Here is a 20,141-nt window from a genome sequence, read left to right as displayed (position 1 = left end):
CCATGGACGTACGTCCTCCGGCCGGGCGGCTACGGGGTGACGGTGTCCGCGCCGGCCGCGGTGGCCTCCACCGTCCTGGTGCTGAGCAGGACCCAGCCCGCGACGGCGCCCCAGATCGCGACGAACTGTCCGAAGAGGACCACCGCTGCCGCGCCGCACGCCATGAGCACCCCGCCGAGCACGCGCCCGCAGCGGCGTGCCACCCGGTCGGCCCGGTCCCGGTCGCGGGTGCGCGACCACACCGCGGCCCGCACGAGGCGCCCGCCGTCCAGCGGAGCTCCCGGCAACAGGGCGAACACCGCGAAGGCGAGGTTCGCCAGGCCGAGCCACAGCAGCGACGCCAGCGCCGTCGCCGACAGCAGTGGCTCGAAGGCGAGCACGACGGCCCAGCACGCGAGCCCCACACCGGCGCTGGCCACGGGGCCCGCCACGGCGATCACGGCGTCGGCGCGGGGACCCGGTGGGAACGTCTCCTGCTCGGCCGTGCCGCCCAGCAGCCACAGCACCACACGGCGGGTGGCGACCCCGTACCGCAGAGCGGTCACCGCGTGCGCGAGTTCGTGCAGCACCACGGAGGCGAAGAACCCGACCGCCACGGCCAGCCCTCCCAGCCAGTACAGCGCGGCGGGTTGGGCGGGCGCGGTGACGGGCAGTAGGCCGAGAGCCAGCACGGACGTCAGCACCACGACGGTCACGGCAGCGGAGGCGTGCACGTCGAGCCGTACACCACCGGCGCTGCCCAGAGAACGGCACGCCATCACGAGCCTCCCGGATTGACGAGCCGGGCCAGGTCCAGCAGGCGGTTGGCGTAACCCCACTCGTTGTCGTACCAGCCGAAGACCTTCACGAGACCGGCACACGTGGTGGTGAGCCCCGCGTCGAACACGCACGACGCGGACGACCCCACCACGTCCCGCGACACCACCGGCGTCTCGGTGTAGTGCAGGTGGGAGCGGAGCCGTCCGGCCGCGGCGTCGGCGAACGCCCGGTTGACCTGACCCGGCGTGACGGGTGAGCGGACCACGACGGTGAGGTCGGCCAGCGACCCGTCCTCCACCGGAACCCGTACGGCGACCGCCTCGGTGGCTCCGGCCAACTCCGGCAGCAGCGCGCCGAGGGAACGGGGAGCCCCCGTGGAGGTCGGCACGATGTTGACGGCGGCCGACCGTGATCGGCGCAGGTCGCTGTGGGGTTGGTCCAGCAGGGACTGGTCGTTGGTGTAGCTGTGGATGGTCGTCAGCACCCCGTGCCGGACGCCGAACGCCCGGTGCAGCACGAGCAGCATCGGCGCCACGCAGTGTGCCGCGCCGGACGCGGCCGACACGACGTGGTGGCGGCCGGGGTCGTAGTCGTCGTCGTTGATACCGACCGCGATGGTGGCGTCGGCACCGGGGTGGTACGCGGCGACGATCACCTTGCGGGCCCCCGCGTCGAGGTGGAGGCTCGCGTCCCGGCGTGCGGAGGCGGGGCCGGTGGTCTCCACGACCACGTCGGCCCCGGAAGCCCGCCAGTCCACGTCGCCGGGCCGCTCGCCCGCCGTCACGTGAACACGGTGCGATCCCACGCACAGGGTGCGTCCCCGTACGTGCACGGGATGTTCCAACCGTCCGTACGTCGAGTCGTACTCCAGCAGGTACGCCAGGGCGGCCAGGTCGGCGGGGTCGTTCACGGCCACCACCTCGACCGGCTCCGCGCCGGTGGGCCTGGCGAGCACGCAGCGGAGCAACGCCCTTCCGACGCGACCGAACCCGTTGATGCCCAGCACGAGGGTCATGTCGAGTTCCTTGTCCCCGGCACATCCTGATCCTCGCCGTGAACGGTGGCCCGTGGGCAGAGTCGAACGGCCCCGACCGGACGAGGACCAACGGTGCCCTGGCGGTGGCTTCCCGGCCCATTCCCCGCCGGGCCAGGGGCTTTCGACTCCTGTCCCGCCATGCCCCGGGCCGTCACCCTGGTCAGCGGAAGAAGGCCGGAGGGAGCTGCCGGATGACGAGCGCGGGTGCCACCGCGAGCATCGTGGTGGGAGTGGACGGTACGAAACCGGCGTTGCGGGCCACGGCGTGGGCGGCGCTGACCGCGGCCCGGCGGCACAGACCGTTGCTGCTGGTGACCGCGATGGACCCGCCCACGCCGTACGGCACGGGGATCGGTCTGAGTCCGGACCACTTCGTGGAGCTGGAGGCCGAGGGCCGCACCTGGCTGGAGCGGGCACGGGCGGTGGCCGAAAGCGAGGGCGGATCGGTACGGATCGACACCGAACTGGTCGTGGGAAGCGCGGCGTCGGCGCTGGCCGAGCGTTCCCACCACGCGGCCTGCGTGGTCATCGGTGGGCACGAGGTGCAGGGCCAGGGTGGCAGGCTCGGCGCGGTGGCCACGAGTCTCATGGGTCACGCACCGTGCCCGGTCGCCGTGGTGCGCTGGCGGGACGACACCGAGAGCCCTCGGGGACACGGCCCGGTCGTTGTGGGGGTCGACGGGTCACCCACCAGCGCGGAGGCCGTCGTCGTCGCGTACGAGGAGGCCGCCCTGCGTGGTGCGCCGCTGGTCGCCGTGCACGCCGCGAGCGGATCCCGGCGCGGTCTGTTCCACCACCGGAGTGGTGGGCCGTGGGGTGAGAGCGAGACGGCGGAGGCCATCACGCTCGCGGAACGTCTGGCGGGTATGCGGGAGTGGTACCCCGAGGTCGAGGTCGAGCGTGTGGTGGCACGGGACGGGCCGACGCCCGCCCTGCTACGCCACGCCGGGCCAGCGCAGCTCCTCGTCGTCGGCAGCACCGGTCACCGGGAACTGAGCGGCCGGTTGCTCGGGTCGACGAGCCACGCGCTGGCGCGGTCCGCGCCGTGCCCGTTGCTCGTGGTACCGGGCCGGACCGGAACGCAGACCCGGGCAAACCGTAGTCGACGTCGGGAGAAGACAGGATGAGCATGATCGTCGTGGGTGTGGACGGGTCGAGGTCCGCTGTCGACGCCGCCCACTGGGCCGCCGAGGAAGCCGCCGCCCGCGGTGACACCCTGCGGTTCGTTCACGCCTACGTCGTGCCGATGTACGGGTACCCGGAGTCCGCCGCGACCTTCCCCCAGCTCCGGGAGGGCATGCGGCACCAGGGCACGGAGTGGCTCGACGAGGCGAGGGAGGCGGCCGGGAAGGTCGCCCCCGGCGTCACCGTGGAGACCACACTCGCCGAGGGCGAGCCGGTGAGCGTGCTCGTCGAGGAGTCCAGGCGGGCACGGATGACGGTGCTCGGCTCCCGGGGCCTCGGCGGGTTCACGGGCATGCTGGTCGGGTCGGTGGCGGTGGGGCTCGCGGCTCACGGTCACTCGCCCGTGGTCGTGGTACGTGTCCCGCAGCAGCCGTTGCCGCCGGAGGCGCCGGTCGTGGCGGGCGTGGACGGCTCCGAGGCCAGCACGGCGGCGTTGCGGTTCGCGTTCGCCGAGGCCGCCGACCGGCGTGCGCCGCTGACGGTGGTGCGGACCTGGCGCGGCATCTTCCTCGACGAGGCCGTACCCCGCTATCCACTCCGGGTCGACCCCCACGAGATCGAGGCAGGAGAGCGTGCCGCCCTCACCGAGCAGGTGGGGCCGTTGCGGGACAGTCACCCGGACGTCGCCGTCGAGACCGTCGTGGTGAGGGGGCGGCCCGTGCGCACGCTGTTGGAGTACGCCGAGGGCGCGCGGCTGCTCGTGGTGGGCAGCCGGGGCCGCAGCGGCTTCAAGGGCATGTTGCTCGGTTCCACCAGCCGGGCGCTGGTGGTCCACGCACCGTGCGCCATCGCCGTGGTCCGATCGACACCGGGGGAGTAGATGCGCGCCAAGGACATCATGACCAGCCCCGTGGTCACCGCTTCACCGGACGACTCCGTGAAGCGGGCGACGCGCCTGCTCGCCGAGCACGGCTTCACGGCGCTGCCCGTGGTCGACGACGCGGGCCGGGTGGTCGGCGTCGTCACGGAAGCGGACGTCATGACCGGCCGGGTGCCGCACGACGCGCGCTACCGTTCCGGTTCCTCCACGGGGCCGGTCGCGGGGACGGTGGGTGAGGTGATGACGCCCGCACCCACGTGCACCCAGCAGGGCGCGGACGTGGCCGATCTGGTGGGGACACTGCTGGAGGGACACCACCGGGCGGTCCCGGTACTCGCGGGGGAGAAGCTGGTCGGCATCGTGACCCGCAGGGACATCGTGCGCGCGTTGTCGCGCGACGACGCCGACATCGCCAGGGACGTACGCCGCCGGCTGATGATCTACGGCGGTCCCGACCGGTGGAGCGTCCAGGTCACCGGTGGCACGGTGACGATCGAGGACGACCACGACGACGCCACCGATCGCCACGTCGCGACGGTGCTCGCCGAGTCGGTCCCCGGCGTGGTCCACGCGGCGGTCCGCCACCGCGGCCGTGACCCCGACTGACACCGGCCGACACCGGCCGACACCGCTGACCCCGGCTCACACCGGGCTGGACGCGGCCGGGACTACCGGGCCGGAGCGGCGGGCACCAGCACCAGCGGGCACACCGCACGCCGGATGCACTCGGCCGCCACTCCGCCCAGCGGGACGGTGCTGAGCGTCCGGTGCCCGTGCGTGCCCAGCACCAGCAGGTCGGCCTCCCTGGCCGCGGACAGCAGCTCGTCCGCGGGTTCCCCCGTGACGACCAGCTCGCGCACGGGCGCCGAGGTGGTGACCATGCTGACGTCCCGGTGCAGGGCGGCCCGCACGGCGTCGTGGTCGCGCCACGTGCCACGCTGGCGCAGCGCGAACTCCGACCCCGGCAGCAGTCCCGTCTCCTCCCTGACCGAGATCGCGAGCACGCTCCCGTCCGTGATCTCCGCTTGGAAGCACGCCCACCGCAGCGCCTGACTCGACGCGGGGGAGCCGTCGATGCCGACCACGATCGTGCCGCCGGTCGGGGCGTCACCGGGCATGGCTCCAGGGTCGCGGCAACGGCGAACGGCGGTGAAGGGCCGGAGGTCCCGAGTGATCCGACTCCGGGACCAAAGACCCTGCCGGAGCAGGACGAGCGCCGCTGTCACGTCGGGTCACGGACCACCACACTCAAGGCCATGACCGACACCGAGACCGGAACGGTGGCCGGTGCCTTCGGCGAGGCCGTCGCGGAGGCGCTGCGGGCGGGCACTCGGGCGCCCTCGCCGCACAACACCCAGCCCTGGCTGTTCGCCACGCGCGACGCGGAGATCGACGTCGTGCTCGACGAGAGCCGTGTGCTGGCGGTGTGCGACCCCGACGGCAGGGAGGCGGTACTGGCGTGCGGCGCGGCCGTGCTCAACATCCGGCTCGCGCTCGCCCGGGGCGGCCTGTCCTGCGCGGTGTCGGTGCTGCCGGACCGGCGGCACCCCGAGTTGCTCGCCACGCTGCGGGCCGGCGTCGGCAGGCCGCCGTCCGCCGACGACGTGCGGCTCGCCGACGTGATCGAGACGCGGCACACCAACCGCCGCCCCTTCGCGGAGTCACCGGTGCCCTCGGCCGTACGGCACGCGCTGACGCGTGCCGCGAGTGAGGAGGGCGCGGGACTGGCGCTGCTCACCGACCCCGCCTCCTTCGACACGTTCGCCGCTCTGCTGCGCCGGGCCGAGCACGTGCAGCGCCACGACCCGGCGTTCACCACCGAACTGGCCGCGTGGAGTCACCACGGCGAGCGGCGCGACGGGGTGCCGTTGTCCGCGGGCGGGCCGCGAGGGAAGGACGAGGCGGCCCTGGCGCTGCGCGATTTCGGTGGGGCGTTCGGTGGGGACACGGACAAGGCGGCACGCGAGTTCGAGCGGCAGCCGCTCGTCGCCGTGCTCACCACCCCGGGTGACACGCGCCGCGACGCGGTCAGGGCCGGCCAGGCTCTCCAGAGGGTGCTGCTCACGGCCACCGCCTCCGGCCTCCAGGCGTCGTTCCTCGCGCAACCCCTCGAAGTGCCCCGCACCCGCGCCGAACTGCGCACGCTGCTGGGTGGGGCGCACCACCCGCAGGCGGCGCTGCGGCTCGGCTACGGACATCCGGGCACTCCCACTCCGCGGCGCGGTCTCGACGACGTGCTGCTCGGTGTACGGGAGGCACGAGGGTCGTGACCGTCGGGCCACCCGTTCTCTCGCTCGCGGGCCACACGTGGTCCGAGCAGGAGAAGGGTGTGCTCTCCCGCGCCGCGACGCACGCCCACCGCTGTGGTCTCGCCGAACCGTGGACGGTTCGCGTACACGGTCACCGGGTCGAGATCGCGGAGAACCTGCCCGCGCCGCTGCGGGACCACGCCGGGGCCAACCGCAACGGGGTCATCGCCTGCGGTTGCGCGCTGACGGTCGTGGTCTGTGCCGTGCGGGTCCTCGGCTGGGCACCGGAGGTGGTGTTCTTCGGCGACCCGGAGCGGGCCGAGCTGGTGGCCACCGTGGTGGCGAACCGGCGGCATCGGCCCTCGCCGGTCGACATCAGCCAGTTCCGCGCGGTGTTCGAACAACGCAGGCACCACGCTCCGCTCGACCCACGCGACCCGGCGGCACTGGACCCCGCCGTGTGTGACGCGATCGTCCGCGCGGCGTCGACGGCCGACGCCAGGGTCGTCCCCGTCGCGGCCGTCGTGGCCGCGCACCGCAAACGCGGCCTGGAACCGGGGCTGCTCGTGCTCACCGCGACCGACGGCAGGCGCGGACAGCTCGTGGCGGGTGTGGCACTTCAGCGTGCCTGGCTGGCGGCCACCGTGTTCGGGCTCACCGCGCACCCGGTGGTGGAGCCGTTCGAGATGCGTGAGTTCCGGCAGCGCATGGTCCGCCACACCGGCGTGGACGGCAGCCCGCAGTCGCTGCTCGTGCTCGGTCGACCACCGTCCACATCAGGGGCTTGAGGCCCGTCTGTCCAGGGAATACGGACTGGCGAGGACAGCCCCCGAGCGGAGAGGCCGATGGCAGCGGAGGAGCCCACGGACGGACGCACCGACGACGACCGCCTCGGAACGCATGCACTGACCGGACTGCGCCTCGACGAGCTGCTGCACGAGGTGCAGGACCGCATCGGTGAGATCGTCAGGACGCGCGACCGCCTCCAGGGCCTGCTGGACGCGGTGCTCGCGGTGGCGTCCGGACTCGAACTGGACTCGACGTTGCAGCGCATCGTGCAGGCGGCCACCGAGCTCGTCGACGCCCGTTACGGAGCCCTGGGAGTGCTCGACGACGAAGGCGGGCTCGCCGAGTTCGTGCACGTGGGCGTCGCCGAGGAGATCAGGGAGAAGATGGCGCACCTGCCCGAGGGCAAGGGGTTGCTCGGACTGCTGATCGAGGAGCCGCGACCGGTGCGGCTCGCCGACCTGGCCCGGCATCCCGCCTCGGTGGGCTTTCCCGAACACCATCCGCCGATGCACAGCTTCCTCGGTGTGCCGGTGCGGGTACGTGACGAGGTGTTCGGCAACCTCTACCTCACGGAGAAACGGGGCGGCGCCGAGTTCACGTCCGACGACGAGGTGGTGTTGCAGACGCTCGCCGCCGCGGCGGGCGTCGCCGTGGACAACGCCCGCCTGTTCGAGCAGTCCCGGACGCGGGAGCGGTGGCTTGGTGCCGTGGCCGACATCAACGGCGAACTGCTGGGCGGCGCCTCGGTGGAGGCGACGCTCGAACTCGTCGTGCGGCGGGTGTGTGAACTCGCCGATGCCGACGACGCGTTCATCCTTCTGGCCACCGACGAGACGGCCGGAAACGTGTCGGTGGGCGTGTCCACCGGCCGGCACAGCTCCGCACTCGCCGGGCTGGTGGTGGACACCGGTGGTGACTCGCCCGTCGCCGAGGTCATGCGTGAGGGCACCCCGCGCCTGTTCGCGGACCTGACGTCGGCGCTGCCCGACGAGCCGGGTGCCGGCTCGGCCGGTCTCGGGCCCGGCGCGGTGTTGCCGCTCGTCGGTGCCGCGGGCACCGGCGGGGCGCTCGTCACCGCGCGGGCCAAGGGCGCGCCGGCGTTCGAGCGGGAGCACCTGCCGATGCTCACCTCGCTGGCCGACCAGGCGGCCGTCGCCCTGGAGTTCGCCGACAAACAGCGCAGCCAGCGGTTGCTCGACCTGCTCGCCGAACGCGACCGTATCGCCCAGGACCTGCACGACCACGTGATCCAACGGTTGTTCGCCACCGGCATGAGCCTGCAGGGCACCCTGCGTCGCATCGGTGACGACCACGCGCGGCTGCGCGTGGAGCAGGCCGTCGAGCAGCTCGACAACACGGTGCGCGAGATCCGCACGTCGATCTTCGACCTGCACACCTCCGGCGCCCCGGGTGAGGCCAGCCTGCGCAGGCGGCTGCTCGACATCGTGGAGCAGCTCACCACGCAGACCGACGTCACGCCCACCATGAAGCTGTCGGGCACGGTCGACACGTTCGTCCCGCCGCACGTGGGCGAGCATGCCGAGGCCGTGCTCCGGGAGGCGTTGAGCAACGTGCTGCGGCACTCGGGCGCCGACGCGGTGCGCATCGTGGTGGAGGCGTCCGAACGACAGCTGGTGGTCGAGGTCGCCGACAACGGCGTGGGCATGCCGGGCGACGTTCAGCGCAGTGGTCTGGACAACATGGACAAACGCGCCCGCCAGTGCGGCGGGGAACTCACCCTGCTGGACGAGCCCGGCGGCGGAACGTGCGTGCTGTGGCGCGTCCCGCTCTCAGCGCCCCTGACACGTTGACCTGTTCGGCCCGCGCCGTCCAGTCGCCGCTCCCCGATCGAACGCCGATGCGTCAGGAGCTCTGACCGTGCTTCGGCGGCCGGGCCGGGTTCTGCTTGCGCAGTTCGGTGGCGAGCACGGCGGCCTGGGTACGGCGCCGCATGCCGAGCTTGCCCAACAGCCGTGAGACGTAGTTCTTCACGGTCTTCTCGGCCAGGAAGAGGCGCGCGGCGATCTCCCGGTTGGTCAGGCCCTCGCCGATCAGCTCGAACACCGCCCGTTCCTGTTCGGACAACTCGGCCACCGGATCGGCGTCGTCCCGTTCCTTCCGGATACGGTTCATGAGCGCCGAGGTCGTCTTGCTGTCCAGCAGCGAGCCACCGGAGCCGACCGTGCGCACGGCCGAGACGAGGTCGGAACCCAGCACCTGCTTGAGCACGAACCCCGACGCCCCCGCCATGATCGCGTTGAACAACGCCTCGTCGTCGTGGTACGAGGTCAGCATCAGACACCGCAGACCCTCTGTCCCGGACAGCAGTTCCCGACACAGCTCCACGCCGTTGCCGTCGGGCAGCCGCACGTCGAGCACGGCGACGTCGGCACCGGAACCCGGGATGCGCGTGAGCGCCTCGCCCACCGACGCCGCCTCGCCCGCGATCCGCATGTCCGGTTCACTCTCCAGCAGATCGGCGAGGCCGCGGCGAACGATCTCGTGGTCGTCGACGAGAAAGACGCTGATGGTCATCCCGGCAGGGTAGTTCTCCACCGTCGCCGCCGCAGGGCGTCGAGGTCACCCGTGGTGGGGGCTTCGGCCCCGGTGACCCGGCCGGGTGGTCCCGAGTCGCCGGGCGAGGCCGTTCGACCCTCGCGCGCGGGCTCTTCGGCCGGTGTCGTGAGGCCCCCGAGTGGGAATCGTCGAACCATGACGAAGCGCGAGTGGTCGGCCGGTGAGACCGACGTGCTCGCCAGGGCCGTCGTCCGTGCGCCCTCGGTGCACAACATCCAGCCGTGGCGGCTGGAGTTGCCCGACGGTGAGGCGGTGCTGTTCGAGCGCGCCGACCTTTCCCTGCCGCACCACGACCCACGCGGCCGGGACCGCACGATCTCGTGCGGTGCGGCCGTGGCCAACCTGGAGATCGCCGCGCGCGTGCTGTCGCTGGAGTCCCGGGTGCGACTGTTGCCGGACGGCCCCGACGCCGACCTCGTGGCCCGGCTGACCGTCGAGGGCGAACATCGGCCCCGTGAGACCGAGCTGCATCGGTACTCCGCCATCTCCCGCAGGCGCAGCTACCGCAGACCGTTCGCGGGCCCGGTGCTGTCCCGCGAAGACGTGGCCCGCCTCGTCCCGGAGGCAGGTGACGAGGACGTGCGCGTCCGTCCGTTGAACGGTCCGGTGGAGATCGACGCACTGGCCGACCTGCTCGAATACGCCGGAGGCGTGTTGAAGCAGGACCGGGGCTACCAGCGTGAGCTGGCGATCTGGACGATCCGGGACGAACGCTCCCGCGCGCACGGCGCCGGTGTCGCAGGCAGCGCGTCCCCACCGTCCTCGCTGCCGTGGGCGGGCCTGGTGCGTACTCAGACCGCGCTACCCCACCGGCAGGCGCTGGCCGACCGGCTCGCCGAGGAGACCGTGTTGCTGTTCGCCACCGAAGCCGACGACAGGGACGCGCACGTGCGCATCGGGCTGGCCATGCAGCGGCTGTGGCTCGCCGCCGTGGAACGCGGTTTCGTGGCGGCCGTGCAAACGCACCCGCTGCACCTGCCGGAGGCTCGGCGACGCTTCGGCGAGCAGCTGTCGCTGACCGGGCACCCGCAGTTGCTCATGCGCGTCGGCAGGCCGTCCGGGGTGGTGCCGCAGAGCCCGCGCCGGCACCAGAACGAGCTGCTCTCCCGCCGAGAGTGACGCGGGAGTCCTCAGACCGGTGTGCTGATCACCGAGGCGCCGGGCACGAGGGGCGGTTCGGCCCGCACGACGTCGTGCACCACGAATCCGTGTGCGACGAGGTGACGCGTGAGCGTGTCGACGGCCTCGTCGAGCCGCTCGGCCGTCGGCGGCTGCTCGACGAGCACGAGCCGACCACCGGGCGCGAGGTGGTCGCGTACGACGGTGAGTTCCCGCGTCGGCTCACCGCGGGAGAAGACCCCGACACGGACGGCGAAGACCACGTCGAACCGCTCGTGGTCGAAACCGGCTTCGGCCAGCGGGGTCGTGCGGACGTCGGCGCGACCCTCGGCGATGTGCCGCGCGTTGCGGCGCGCGGCCGCAGCGGTCATGGCCTCCGAGCGGTCGATGGCCGTGACGTGCCCGTCGGTCAGCAGTTCGCACACCAGCGACACCGCGACACCGGGTCCGCAACCGACCTCCAGGACCCGGTCGGTGGGCCTCAGGCCGAGCGTTCCCACGGCCCAACTCAACCGGTCACTCGCTCCGGTGCCCATGGCCTCAAGCGTAGAGGCGCCCGCTCAGCGGGGCAGCCGCCGCCAGATCGGGCGGGGAAGCAGGCGCATCAGCGCGAACACCGGCCGTAGCACGGTGGGCACCCACACGGTGTGGCGTCCCGACCGCAGTGCCGCCACGGTGGCGTCGGCCACCGCCTCGGGCGTGCTGGAGAACGGGGCGGGCTTCATGCCGTGGGTCATCCGGCCGATGACGAAGCCGGGCCGCACCAGCAGCAGCCGCACCCCGCTGCCGTGCAGGGCGTCGGCGAGGCCGGAGGCGAACCCGTCGAGGCCCGCCTTCGCGGAGCCGTAGACGTAGTTGGCGCGGCGCACGCGCACGCCCGCCACCGAGGAGAACACGACGAGCGCGCCGTGTCCCTGAGCGCGGAGCAGGTTGGCGGCGTGGGTGAGCACGCTGACGTGCGCGGTGTAGTCGGTGTGCACGATGGACACGGCGTGGGCGGCGTCGCGCTCGGCCCGTGCCTGGTCGCCCAGGATGCCGAACGACGTCACCACCACCGAGACGGGACCGTGCTCGGCGACGATGCCGCCCAGCACCCGTTCGTGCGAGGCGAGGTCGTCGGCGTCGAACTCCACGCGCGTCACCGTCTCGGCCCCCGCTGTCCGCAACGCGTGTTCCTCGGTGTCGAGGTCCGCGCTGCGCCGCGCGGCGAGCACGAAGGACCGTGCGCCCTGGCGGGCCAACCGCGTGGCCACGGCCAATCCGATCTCGCTGCGCCCACCCAGTACCACCACTGTCCCGTCCATGGCGTCATCCTGCCGCACGCGTGTCCGCAGTCTGCGTACGCGTGTCCGCATCGTGCGATGCGAGGACCCGTGCACGTGTGTCCGCAGTTCCCGTACGGCCGAGGGGTTACCATGCGGCGCATGTCCGAGCGCTTGTACTTCCGGCAGCTGCTGTCCGGGCGGGACTTCGCCGTCGGCGACCCCGTGGCCACCCAGATGCGCAACTTCACCTATCTGATCGGTGACCGCGACACGCGCGAGGCAGTGGTGGTGGATCCCGCCTACGCGATCGACGACCTGCTCGGCGTGCTGGCGGACGACGACATGCGGCTCGTCGGCGTGCTCGCGACCCACCACCACCCCGACCACGTCGGCGGCGACCTGCTCGGTTTCTCCCTGCCGGGCCTGGCCGAGTTGCTGGGGCGCGTTCAGGTGCCGGTGCACGTCGCCGCCGCCGAGTTGGAATGGGTGCGCCGCACCACGGGAGTGTCGAAGACCGACCTCGTGGCCCACGACCACGACGACCGTCTCGACGTGGGTTCCGTCACCATCCGCCTGCTGCACACGCCGGGTCACACGCCGGGCAGCCAGTGTTTCCTGCTCGACGGCGCGCTCGTGGCGGGTGACACGTTGTTCCTCGACGGCTGTGGCCGCACCGACCTGCCGGGTGGGGACGTCGACGCGATGTACCGGAGCCTGCGCTGGCTGGCCGGTCTCCCGGGTGACCCGGTGGTCTACCCGGGGCACTGGTACTCGGCGGAGCCGTCGGCTTCGTTGTCGAACGTTCGCCGTGACAACGTCGTCTTCCGGCCCCGCTCGCTGGAGGAGTGGCGCACGTTCTTCGGCGGCTGACCGGTTCGCGCCGCCGACCGTCACCATGGCGCCGCGTTCCACGTAGCGGGCGGGACGCGAGGTCGTTGCCGGACGCGAGGAACGGTCGTCCGGTCACGCGGTAGGTCGCGCCGGGACCGAGCGCGTCCCCAGTCACCCGGTGCGCGACCCGGTGGCTGACGCCACCCCGGCCCCTACGACTCTCGTTCCCCGCCGGAAACGGGTGCCGGTGCGATCGTCCACGCGAACGACCGCGGGAACCGGAGTATCCCGGGGAGCCGCCCGGCGGCGTGTGGTTCAGCCCGCTTCGCCGGGGCCGGACAGTCCCCAAGCCGCGTGCAGTACGTCGGGGGACAGCACCGCCTCCGGTGATCCGGCCGCGAAGACCGTGCCCTGCCGCAGGACGACGCAGTGGTCGGCCTGCCGTGCCTGGGCGAGGTCGTGCGTGGCGTGTACGACCGTGGTGCCTTCGGCTCGCGCGTCGCCGAGTGCGCGCAGGATCGCCGCGCTCGCCGAAGTGTCCAGTGCGGACGTCGGCTCGTCCAGGAGCAGCAGTGTGGATTCCTGCGCGAGCGCCTGTGCCACCAGCGTCCGTTGTCGCTGACCACCGGACAGGGCCGACAGTGTCCGTGTCGCGAGGTCACCGATGCCGAGCAGGCTCAGGCAGCGGTCCACCACGTCCCGGTCGTGGCGGGACAGCCGCCGCCATGGGCCGCCCCGGGCCGCCCAGCGGCCCATGTTCACCGTGTCGCGCACCGTGAGCGGCAGCAGTGTGGGCACAGCCGTGTGCTGCGCTACGAGTGCGGGGCGTCGGGGCGCTCGTACCGTGCCCGCCACCGGACGCAGCAGTCCCGCCAACACACCGAGCACTGTGGACTTACCCGACCCGTTGGCGCCCACGAGGGCCGTGATCCGGCCGTGCGGGAAGCGGACGGAAACGTCGTGCAGCACCGGACGTCCCGTGTAACCCGCTGACACGGTGTCGAGTTCGGCATCGGCCTGTGTGGTGCATACCATGGCAACTCACCCCTTGAAATGAAAATCATTTCCAATATAGGCTCCGCTGTCATGGAGTGGCTGATCGCCCCGTTCGAGGTGGGCTTCGTGCAGCGGGCGCTGTGGGGTGGCGTGCTCGTCTCGGTGGTCTGCGCTCTCGCCGGCACCTGGGTGGTGCTGCGGGGAATGGCGTTCCTCGGCGACGCGCTCTCGCACGGCATGCTTCCCGGCGTGGCCCTGGCATCCCTGCTGGGTGCGAACCCGTTCGTCGGCGCGGCGCTGAGCGCCGGTGTGCTGGCCGCGGGTGTCACCGTTCTGGGCCGGTCGGGAAGGCTGTCGCACGACACCGGCATCGGGTTGCTGTTCGTGGCCATGCTGTCGGCCGGAGTCATCATCGTTTCGCGCTCGGAGTCGTTCGCCGTGGACGTCACGGGATTCCTCTTCGGTGACGTGCTCGCCGTCCGGAACGCCGACCTCGGGGTACTGGCCGTCGCGGTGCTGGTGGCGGTCGTCGTGTCGGTACTCGGCTACCGCGCGTTCGTCGCGCTCACACTGGACGCGCGCATCGCGCACACGCTGGGGCTGCGACCGGGCCGCGCGCACGCGGCGTTGCTGGCGCTGATCACGCTCGCCACGGTGTCGTCGTTCCATGTCGTGGGCACGCTGTTGGTCTTCGGCCTGCTGGTCGCGCCTCCGGCTGCGGCACTGGCGTGGGCTCGGCGGATTCCCGCCGCTTTGGTCGGTGCGACGCTGCTCGGTTGCACGGCCACGGTGCTCGGGTTGCTCGTCTCGTGGCACGCCGGAACGGCCGCCGGCGCGACGATCGCCGCCGTCGCCGTGGCCCAGTACTTCGTCTCGTCGGCCCTGGCACGCCTGCGCGACCGGGTCCGGCCCCTGCTGAATCCAGAGTGGACAATCCAAGAGAAGGTCGAGACTCCGACGTGAGACATCCGAAGAACCGGGGACCGCGCCTGCTGGCCTCCTTGCTGGTGACCACGTCACTGGCGGCCTGCGGTACCACCGCGACCCCCGCCGAACCGTCGCCGACTGCGACGCCCCACGGGTACGTGCCCGGGGCGACGGAGGCTGCCGAACCGCGCCCTCGCCTGGTCGTCGCCGACTCCGGCAGCGGCGAGGTTCGGGCGCTGGATCTGCTGACCGAGGACGTCGTCGAACTCGGGAAGGTGGAGCCGCCGCGAGCCGTCCACACGGACGGCCGTTTCGCCTACCTGGCCACTTCCTCGGGAGTGCACGTGGTGGACGGGGGAGCGTGGACGGTGGATCACGGCGACCACCGGCACTACTACCACGCCGATCCGGCGATGGTGGGAGCCGTTCGGATCGGCCCGGTGGACGACGTGCACGGAGCGGATTGGGGGACCACTTTGTCCGGCCCCGACGGACCGACTGCGGTGCTCGACAGGGCAGTGCTGGACGACGGCACGGTGCCCGAACCGGTCTCCGTCGAAGCAGGGCCGGGAGTGCCGGTGGGTGACGGCCTCGTGTTCGTGGTCGACGGCTCCGTCGAGGTGCGCGACCTCGACGGGGAGCTCCTGGCGGAACCGGACACGAGGTGTATCGACCCTGGGGACGCGACCGCCGTGCGGTCCGACGTCGCGATGGTCTCCTGCGCCGACGGAGCGGTGATCGTGTCCGAGGATGACGGCCAGTACCGCGCCGAACACGTTCCCCACCCGGAGGGCGCCACCGAGGTGGCCGGGGAGTTCGCCCACCGTCGCGGCAGCGCCGTCCTCGCCGCGGCGGCGGGGGAGAGCGGAGTGTGGGTGCTCGACACCGCGGAATCCGCGTGGAACCTGCTGGACATCGGCCCCACCGTGGCGACGACGGCGGTGGGCGCTGACGGTCCCGTGCTCGCGCTCGATCCCGAAGGGGTGCTGCGGGCGTTCGACGCCGAGACGGGTGAGGAGCTGGCGGAGACGTCGTTGTTCGAGGACGCGGTCGAGCAGGACACACCACCCGTGATCGAGGTGGACGCCGAACGCGCCTACGTCAACGAGGCGGCGACGCAGACCGTGTACGAGATCGACTACCGCGACGGACTCCGCGTGGCGCGGACGTTCGAACTGGACATCGCACCGACCCACCTCGTGGAGACGGGGCGATGAGGACGCCGCGCACGCTCGGCTGCGTGCTCCTGGGCCTCGGGCTGCTCGCGGCAGGATGCGCGGGCGGCGAGGACCGCTCGGGCAGCGTGGTGGTGACCACGAACATCCTCGGCGACATCACGCGAGAGATCGTCGGTGAACTGGCCGAGGTGACGGTGCTGATGCCGCCGGGAGCCGATCCCCACTCGTTCGCCGTGTCCGCGCGGGAGGCGGCGACGCTGGAGCACGCCGATCTGGTCGTCGCCAACGGACTCGGCCTGGAGGAAGGCGTGGCGCGCCACGTGGAGGCCGCCGAGGAGACAGGGGTGGCGACCGTGTCCGTGGCCGAGCACGTGGACCCGCTCGACTACTCCGGCGGTGACAGCCGGGGGCGTCCTGACCCGCACTTCTGGACGGACCCTGCGCGGGTACGCGCCGCCGTCGACGTGATCGCCGAGCAGGTGGTCGACCACGTCGGCGGGATCGACGCGGAGGCCGTCCGCGCCAACGCCCGGCGATACGGGCGGCAGCTCGTCGATCTGGATTCGTGGATGAGCGGACGGTTCGCGGAAATCCCGGCCCAGCGACGCACACTCGTCACCAACCACCACGTCTTCGGCTACCTCGCCGCCCGCTACGACTTCGACGTCGTGGGTACCGTCGTGCCGAGCGGCACGACCCTGGCCTCGCCGAGCCCCGCCGACCTCGCGGAACTGGCCGACACCATCCGCGCCGCGGGGGTGCCCGCGATCTTCACCGACTCGTCGCAACCCGACAGGCTCGCCCGCGTACTCGCCGACCACGTCGGCGTCCGGGTGGCCGTGGTGCCGCTGTTCTCCGAGTCGCTCACCGGCCCCGAGGGCGGCGCCGCGACCTACCTGGAGCTCATGCGCGCCAACACCGACGCGATCGTCTCCGGCCTCGCCCGGAGCTGACCCGAGAAGGAGAAACGTATGACCACACCATCCGGCCGCCGACACGTGGCGGCAACGCTTACCGCGGTCGCCACCGTGGCCCTGAGCGGCGCGTGCGCGGCGGGTGACCCCGGTACGACCAGAGCGGAGCCGCTCATCACCGATCCCGTCGTGGTGACCTACGACGGAGGGGTGTCGGTACTGGACGGCCGCACGCTGGAACCCCGCGCCGAGGTACCGTTGCCGGGTTTCCTGCGGGTCAATCCCGCCGGTGACGACAGCCACGTCCTCGTGTCGACGTCCGAGGGGTTCCGCGTGCTCGACGCGTCGCGGGGCGAGCTCACCGACGTCGTGTTCCCCGGACCGGAGCCGGGACACGTCGTCCGCCACGCGGGCCGCACCGTGTTGTTCGCCGACGGCTCCGGCACGGTGACGTCGTTCGATCCGGCGGACCTCGGCGAGGGCAAGTCGGCCACCGAGACCTACCGGACGGCCGAACCGCACCACGGGGTCGCCGTCGCCGTCGAGGACGGCGGACTCCTCGTCACGCTCGGCGACGAGGAGGAGCGGCGCGGCATCGCGGTACTCGACGCGCAGCGCAAGGAACTCACCCGCAACGAGGACTGCCCCGGTGTCCACGGTGAGGCCACGGCGCAGGGCGGTGCCGTGGTCGTGGGCTGTGAGGACGGCGTGCTCGTGTACGCGGGCGGCGAGATCACGAAGGTCGACAGCCCCACCGAGTACGGGCGTATCGGCAACCAGGCAGGCTCGGACGTCTCGCCCATCGTGCTCGGCGACTACAAGCAGGACCCGGACGCGGAGCTGGAACGCCCCGAGCGGATCTCGCTCATCGACACGAGGGACACCTCACTGGAGCTGGTCGACCTGGGTACGAGCTACACGTTCCGCTCTCTCGGCCGCGGTCCGCGGGGGGAGGCGCTCGTCCTCGGCACCGACGGGCGGTTGCACGTCATCGACCCCGAGAGCGCCGAGGTCACGAAGACCATCCCGGTGCTCGAACCGTGGGAGGAACCGCTGGAGTGGCAGCAGCCGCGCCCGGCCCTGTTCGTGCGTGGTGACGACGCCTACGTCACCGACCCGGCGACGAAACGGGTGCACCGGCTGAACCTCGCCACCGGCGAGAAAGAGGCGACCACGACCCTGCCGCACGTGCCGAACGAGCTGAGCGGCGTGGCGGGCTGACCTCGGGTCCACGTTTCACCCCACCGGGAAAGGGCTACTTCTCGGCGGAGTGTGCGTCGGCCGAGAGGGGAGTGCGCATGGCCAACCAGACGGTGGCCGAGCAGTTGGTGGACATGCTGGTGCAGGCCGGGGTACAGCGCGTGTACGGCGTCGTGGGCGACAGCCTCAACCCGGTCACCGACGCCGTTCGGCGAAACCCCAAGATCGAGTGGGTGCAGGTGCGGCACGAGGAGGTCGCCGCGTTCGCCGCGGGGGCCGAGGCCCAGATCACCGGCAGGCCGACCGCGTGTGCCGGTAGCTGCGGGCCCGGCCACGTCCACCTCATCAACGGCCTGTACGACGCGCACCGCAGCTCGGCTCCCGTGCTCGCCATCGCGGCCCACATCCCGAGCGAGGACATCGGCACGTCGTACTTCCAGGAGACGCATCCCGAACGGTTGTTCGCCGAGTGCAGCCACTACTGCGAGATGGTCTCGACGCCCGACCAGATGCCGCAGGTCGCGCAGATCGCCATCCAGACCGCGATCGGCCGGTCGGGGGTGTCGGTGCTCGTTCTGCCCGGCGACGTGGCGGGCATGGACCTCCCACGCAGGCGCACCGAGATGGCGCTCCCGATCGGCGGCCCGACCGTGCGGCCGGGCGAGGCGGAAGTCGACCGGCTCGCCCAGATGGTCGACGAGGCGCAGCGGGTGACCCTGTTCTGCGGTCGCGGCGTCGCCGATGCGCACGACGAGGTGATGGAATTCGCGGGCAAGGTGCTCGCCCCGGTCGGGCACGCCTTGCGGGGCAAGGAGTGGATCCAGTACGACAACCCGTTCGACGTGGGCATGTCGGGGCTGCTCGGCTACGGCGCGGCGTACGAGGCGATGCACGAGTGCGACCTGCTGATCCTGCTCGGGACCGACTTCCCGTACCGGCCTTTCCTGCCCGACGACGTGCGGATCGCGCAGGTGGACACGCGCCCCGAGGCGCTCGGCAGGCGGTCCCGGCTCGACCACGGCGTGTGCGGCGACGTCCGGGAGACGCTGCGGTCGCTGACACCCCGGGTGAACCGCAAGACCGATCGGCGGTTCCTCGACCGGATGCTGCGCAAGCACGCCGACGTCCTGGAGAACGTCGTCTCCGCCTACACCACCGACGTGGAGCGACACAAACCGATCCACCCCGAGTACGTCGCCTCGGTCCTGGACGACGAAGCCGCCGACGACGCGGTGTTCACGGTGGACACCGGAATGTGCAACGTCTGGGCCGCCCGCTATCTCAGCCCCAACGGCCGACGCCGCATGATCGGTTCGTACACGCACGGTTCGATGGCGAACGCCATGCCCCAGGCCATCGGCGCGCAGCTTCCCGACACCGCGCGGCAGGTGATCGCCATGGCGGGCGACGGCGGGTTCTCCATGCTCATGGGCGACTTCCTCACCATCGTCCACTACGGACTTCCCGTGAAGATCGTCCTGTTCAACAACTCGTCGTTGAGCATGGTCGATCTGGAGATGCTCGTGGCGGGGCTGCCCCCGCACGCCACCACCTACCCGGACACCGACTACGCGGCGATCGCGAGTGCGGCCGGAGCGTACGGCGTGCGGATCGACGATCCCAGGGACGTGCGCAGCGGTATCCGCGCCGTCCTCGACCACGACGGTCCCGCGCTGCTGGACGTCGTCACCGACCCGAACGCGCTGTCCATCCCGCCGCGCATCACCGGTCAGCAGCTCACCGGTTTCGCCCTGGCGACCAGCAAGATGGTGTTGCAGGGTGGTGTGGGGCGCATGATCCAGCTCGCGCGGTCGAACCTCCGCAACATCCCGAGGCCCTGAGTGGGGATCATGGCGGTAGGTTCGACGCCATGACGACATCTCACAGGTCCGTGCGCGTCGAGCGGGAGTCCGAGGGCCGCTACGTCGCGCACAACGGGCGGGGCGGCAGCCTCCGGTTCGGTAACTCCGACGACGAGTTCAGCCCGGTGGAACTGCTGCTCGCCGCGATCGGCGGGTGCACCGCGATCGACACCGACGTCGCCACCAGCAGGCGTACCGAACCCGACGAGTTCACCGTGACCGTGAGCGGCGACAAGGTGTCGGACAAGGAGGCCGGCAACCGCATGGAGAACCTCACCGTCACGTTCACGGTGCGGTTTCCGGAGGGCGCGCAGGGCGACGCCGCCCGCGCGATCCTGCCCCGCACGGTCGCCCTGTCGCACGACAAACTCTGCACCGTGAGCCGCACGATCGAGCACGGCACGCCCGTGCGCATGGTCATCGAATAGCCGGCA

21 protein-coding genes are annotated in these 20,141 nt (G+C 71.9%); 14 read left to right on the top strand and 7 right to left on the bottom strand.

All coding sequences use genetic code 11. The features are described from left to right. Nucleotides 1-29: 29 nt before the first annotated feature. Both SACCYDRAFT_RS14960 and SACCYDRAFT_RS14955 read right to left on the bottom strand, forming a co-directional pair. Nucleotides 30-758, bottom strand: coding sequence for a site-2 protease family protein (locus SACCYDRAFT_RS14960; protein ID WP_005457331.1), 729 nt, complete (start codon nucleotides 756-758; stop codon nucleotides 30-32). Then, on the bottom strand, nucleotides 758-1,774 hold the full coding sequence (locus SACCYDRAFT_RS14955) for a type I glyceraldehyde-3-phosphate dehydrogenase (protein ID WP_005457330.1): 1,017 nt from the start codon (nucleotides 1,772-1,774) through the stop codon (nucleotides 758-760). The genes SACCYDRAFT_RS14960 and SACCYDRAFT_RS14955 overlap by 1 nt, the downstream gene beginning before the upstream one ends. A 212-nt stretch (nucleotides 1,775-1,986) precedes the next feature. On the opposite strand from SACCYDRAFT_RS14955, the gene SACCYDRAFT_RS14950 reads away from it, so the two are divergent. The 3 genes from SACCYDRAFT_RS14950 to SACCYDRAFT_RS14940 are packed head-to-tail and all read left to right on the top strand — an operon-like array spanning nucleotide 1,987 to nucleotide 4,406. Then, nucleotides 1,987-2,922, top strand: a complete 936-nt coding sequence (locus tag SACCYDRAFT_RS14950; protein ID WP_005457329.1) for a universal stress protein — start codon at nucleotides 1,987-1,989, stop codon at nucleotides 2,920-2,922. Next, the gene (locus SACCYDRAFT_RS14945; RefSeq protein ID WP_043536520.1) at nucleotides 2,919-3,800 is read left to right on the top strand and encodes a universal stress protein; all 882 of its coding nucleotides are present in this window, start codon (nucleotides 2,919-2,921) and stop codon (nucleotides 3,798-3,800) included. The genes SACCYDRAFT_RS14950 and SACCYDRAFT_RS14945 overlap by 4 nt, the downstream gene beginning before the upstream one ends. Then, entirely contained in the window at nucleotides 3,801-4,406 is a 606-nt protein-coding gene (locus SACCYDRAFT_RS14940) for a CBS domain-containing protein (protein WP_005457327.1), read from the top strand. It abuts the gene before it with no gap. A gap of 62 nt (nucleotides 4,407-4,468) precedes the next feature. Here the strand turns inward: SACCYDRAFT_RS14940 and SACCYDRAFT_RS14935 are convergent, their stop codons facing one another. Then, nucleotides 4,469-4,918: a universal stress protein gene (locus SACCYDRAFT_RS14935; protein WP_005457326.1), complete on the bottom strand. Its 450-nt coding sequence runs from the start codon at nucleotides 4,916-4,918 to the stop codon at nucleotides 4,469-4,471. 138 nt (nucleotides 4,919-5,056) lie between these two features. Here SACCYDRAFT_RS14935 and SACCYDRAFT_RS14930 point away from each other — a divergent pair, with 138 nt between their 5' ends. From SACCYDRAFT_RS14930 to SACCYDRAFT_RS14920, 3 genes are read left to right on the top strand one after another with little or no spacing between them, the layout of a single operon-like run. Beyond that, the gene (locus SACCYDRAFT_RS14930; protein WP_005457325.1) at nucleotides 5,057-6,070 is read left to right on the top strand and encodes an Acg family FMN-binding oxidoreductase; all 1,014 of its coding nucleotides are present in this window, start codon (nucleotides 5,057-5,059) and stop codon (nucleotides 6,068-6,070) included. Then, entirely contained in the window at nucleotides 6,067-6,837 is a 771-nt protein-coding gene (locus SACCYDRAFT_RS14925; RefSeq protein WP_005457324.1) for a hypothetical protein, read from the top strand. The genes SACCYDRAFT_RS14930 and SACCYDRAFT_RS14925 overlap by 4 nt, the downstream gene beginning before the upstream one ends. Before the next feature lie 57 nt (nucleotides 6,838-6,894). Next, complete coding sequence (locus SACCYDRAFT_RS14920) at nucleotides 6,895-8,649, top strand: sensor histidine kinase (RefSeq protein ID WP_005457323.1); 1,755 nt, start codon at nucleotides 6,895-6,897, stop codon at nucleotides 8,647-8,649. 52 nt (nucleotides 8,650-8,701) lie between these two features. Here SACCYDRAFT_RS14920 and SACCYDRAFT_RS14915 read toward each other — a convergent pair whose 3' ends face one another. Beyond that, nucleotides 8,702-9,373: a response regulator gene (locus tag SACCYDRAFT_RS14915; protein ID WP_043536517.1), complete on the bottom strand. Its 672-nt coding sequence runs from the start codon at nucleotides 9,371-9,373 to the stop codon at nucleotides 8,702-8,704. A 177-nt stretch (nucleotides 9,374-9,550) separates the two neighbouring features. Here SACCYDRAFT_RS14915 and SACCYDRAFT_RS14910 point away from each other — a divergent pair, with 177 nt between their 5' ends. Beyond that, a complete protein-coding gene (locus SACCYDRAFT_RS14910; RefSeq protein ID WP_005457321.1) occupies nucleotides 9,551-10,534 on the top strand; it encodes an Acg family FMN-binding oxidoreductase in 984 nt (327 codons plus the stop codon). An 11-nt stretch (nucleotides 10,535-10,545) separates the two neighbouring features. On the opposite strand, the gene SACCYDRAFT_RS25495 is transcribed toward SACCYDRAFT_RS14910, so the two are convergent. Beyond that, a complete protein-coding gene (locus SACCYDRAFT_RS25495) occupies nucleotides 10,546-11,070 on the bottom strand; it encodes an SAM-dependent methyltransferase (protein WP_005457320.1) in 525 nt (174 codons plus the stop codon). A gap of 24 nt (nucleotides 11,071-11,094) precedes the next feature. Then, nucleotides 11,095-11,838 carry an SDR family NAD(P)-dependent oxidoreductase gene (locus SACCYDRAFT_RS14900; RefSeq protein ID WP_005457318.1) on the bottom strand — a complete coding sequence of 248 codons (744 nt, stop codon included), beginning with the start codon at nucleotides 11,836-11,838 and terminating at the stop codon, nucleotides 11,095-11,097. Nucleotides 11,839-11,958: 120 nt separating this feature from the next. Here SACCYDRAFT_RS14900 and SACCYDRAFT_RS14895 point away from each other — a divergent pair, with 120 nt between their 5' ends. Further along, nucleotides 11,959-12,669 carry an MBL fold metallo-hydrolase gene (locus SACCYDRAFT_RS14895; protein ID WP_043537309.1) on the top strand — a complete coding sequence of 237 codons (711 nt, stop codon included), beginning with the start codon at nucleotides 11,959-11,961 and terminating at the stop codon, nucleotides 12,667-12,669. Nucleotides 12,670-12,945: 276 nt separating this feature from the next. On the opposite strand, the gene aztA is transcribed toward SACCYDRAFT_RS14895, so the two are convergent. Then, the gene (aztA, locus tag SACCYDRAFT_RS14890; protein ID WP_005457315.1) at nucleotides 12,946-13,665 is read right to left on the bottom strand and encodes a zinc ABC transporter ATP-binding protein AztA; all 720 of its coding nucleotides are present in this window, start codon (nucleotides 13,663-13,665) and stop codon (nucleotides 12,946-12,948) included. 51 nt (nucleotides 13,666-13,716) lie between these two features. On the opposite strand from aztA, the gene aztB reads away from it, so the two are divergent. The 6 genes from aztB (at nucleotide 13,717) to SACCYDRAFT_RS14860 (ending at nucleotide 20,135) form a co-directional block, all read left to right on the top strand. Next, nucleotides 13,717-14,589: a zinc ABC transporter permease AztB gene (gene aztB / locus SACCYDRAFT_RS14885; RefSeq protein ID WP_005457314.1), complete on the top strand. Its 873-nt coding sequence runs from the start codon at nucleotides 13,717-13,719 to the stop codon at nucleotides 14,587-14,589. Next, nucleotides 14,586-15,770 (top strand): outer membrane protein assembly factor BamB family protein, encoded by a 1,185-nt coding sequence (locus SACCYDRAFT_RS14880; RefSeq protein WP_005457312.1) that lies wholly within the window; start codon nucleotides 14,586-14,588, stop codon nucleotides 15,768-15,770. Before aztB ends, SACCYDRAFT_RS14880 begins: the two co-directional genes overlap by 4 nt. Continuing rightward, nucleotides 15,767-16,684: a zinc ABC transporter substrate-binding protein AztC gene (gene aztC / locus SACCYDRAFT_RS14875; protein WP_005457310.1), complete on the top strand. Its 918-nt coding sequence runs from the start codon at nucleotides 15,767-15,769 to the stop codon at nucleotides 16,682-16,684. The genes SACCYDRAFT_RS14880 and aztC overlap by 4 nt, the downstream gene beginning before the upstream one ends. Before the next feature lie 18 nt (nucleotides 16,685-16,702). After that, on the top strand, nucleotides 16,703-17,866 hold the full coding sequence (gene aztD / locus SACCYDRAFT_RS14870; RefSeq protein WP_005457308.1) for a zinc metallochaperone AztD: 1,164 nt from the start codon (nucleotides 16,703-16,705) through the stop codon (nucleotides 17,864-17,866). Nucleotides 17,867-17,943: 77 nt separating this feature from the next. After that, nucleotides 17,944-19,686: a pyruvate dehydrogenase gene (locus tag SACCYDRAFT_RS14865; protein WP_005457307.1), complete on the top strand. Its 1,743-nt coding sequence runs from the start codon at nucleotides 17,944-17,946 to the stop codon at nucleotides 19,684-19,686. 29 nt (nucleotides 19,687-19,715) lie between these two features. Then, a complete protein-coding gene (locus SACCYDRAFT_RS14860) occupies nucleotides 19,716-20,135 on the top strand; it encodes an OsmC family protein (protein ID WP_005457305.1) in 420 nt (139 codons plus the stop codon). The last annotated feature ends 6 nt before the right edge of the window (nucleotides 20,136-20,141 follow it).

Origin of the sequence: Saccharomonospora cyanea NA-134, assembly GCF_000244975.1 — a bacterium.
Lineage (GTDB): Bacteria > Actinomycetota > Actinomycetes > Mycobacteriales > Pseudonocardiaceae > Saccharomonospora > Saccharomonospora cyanea.
Note: the sequence above shows the minus strand (reverse complement) of the source record. Positions and strands in the feature narration are given on the sequence as shown.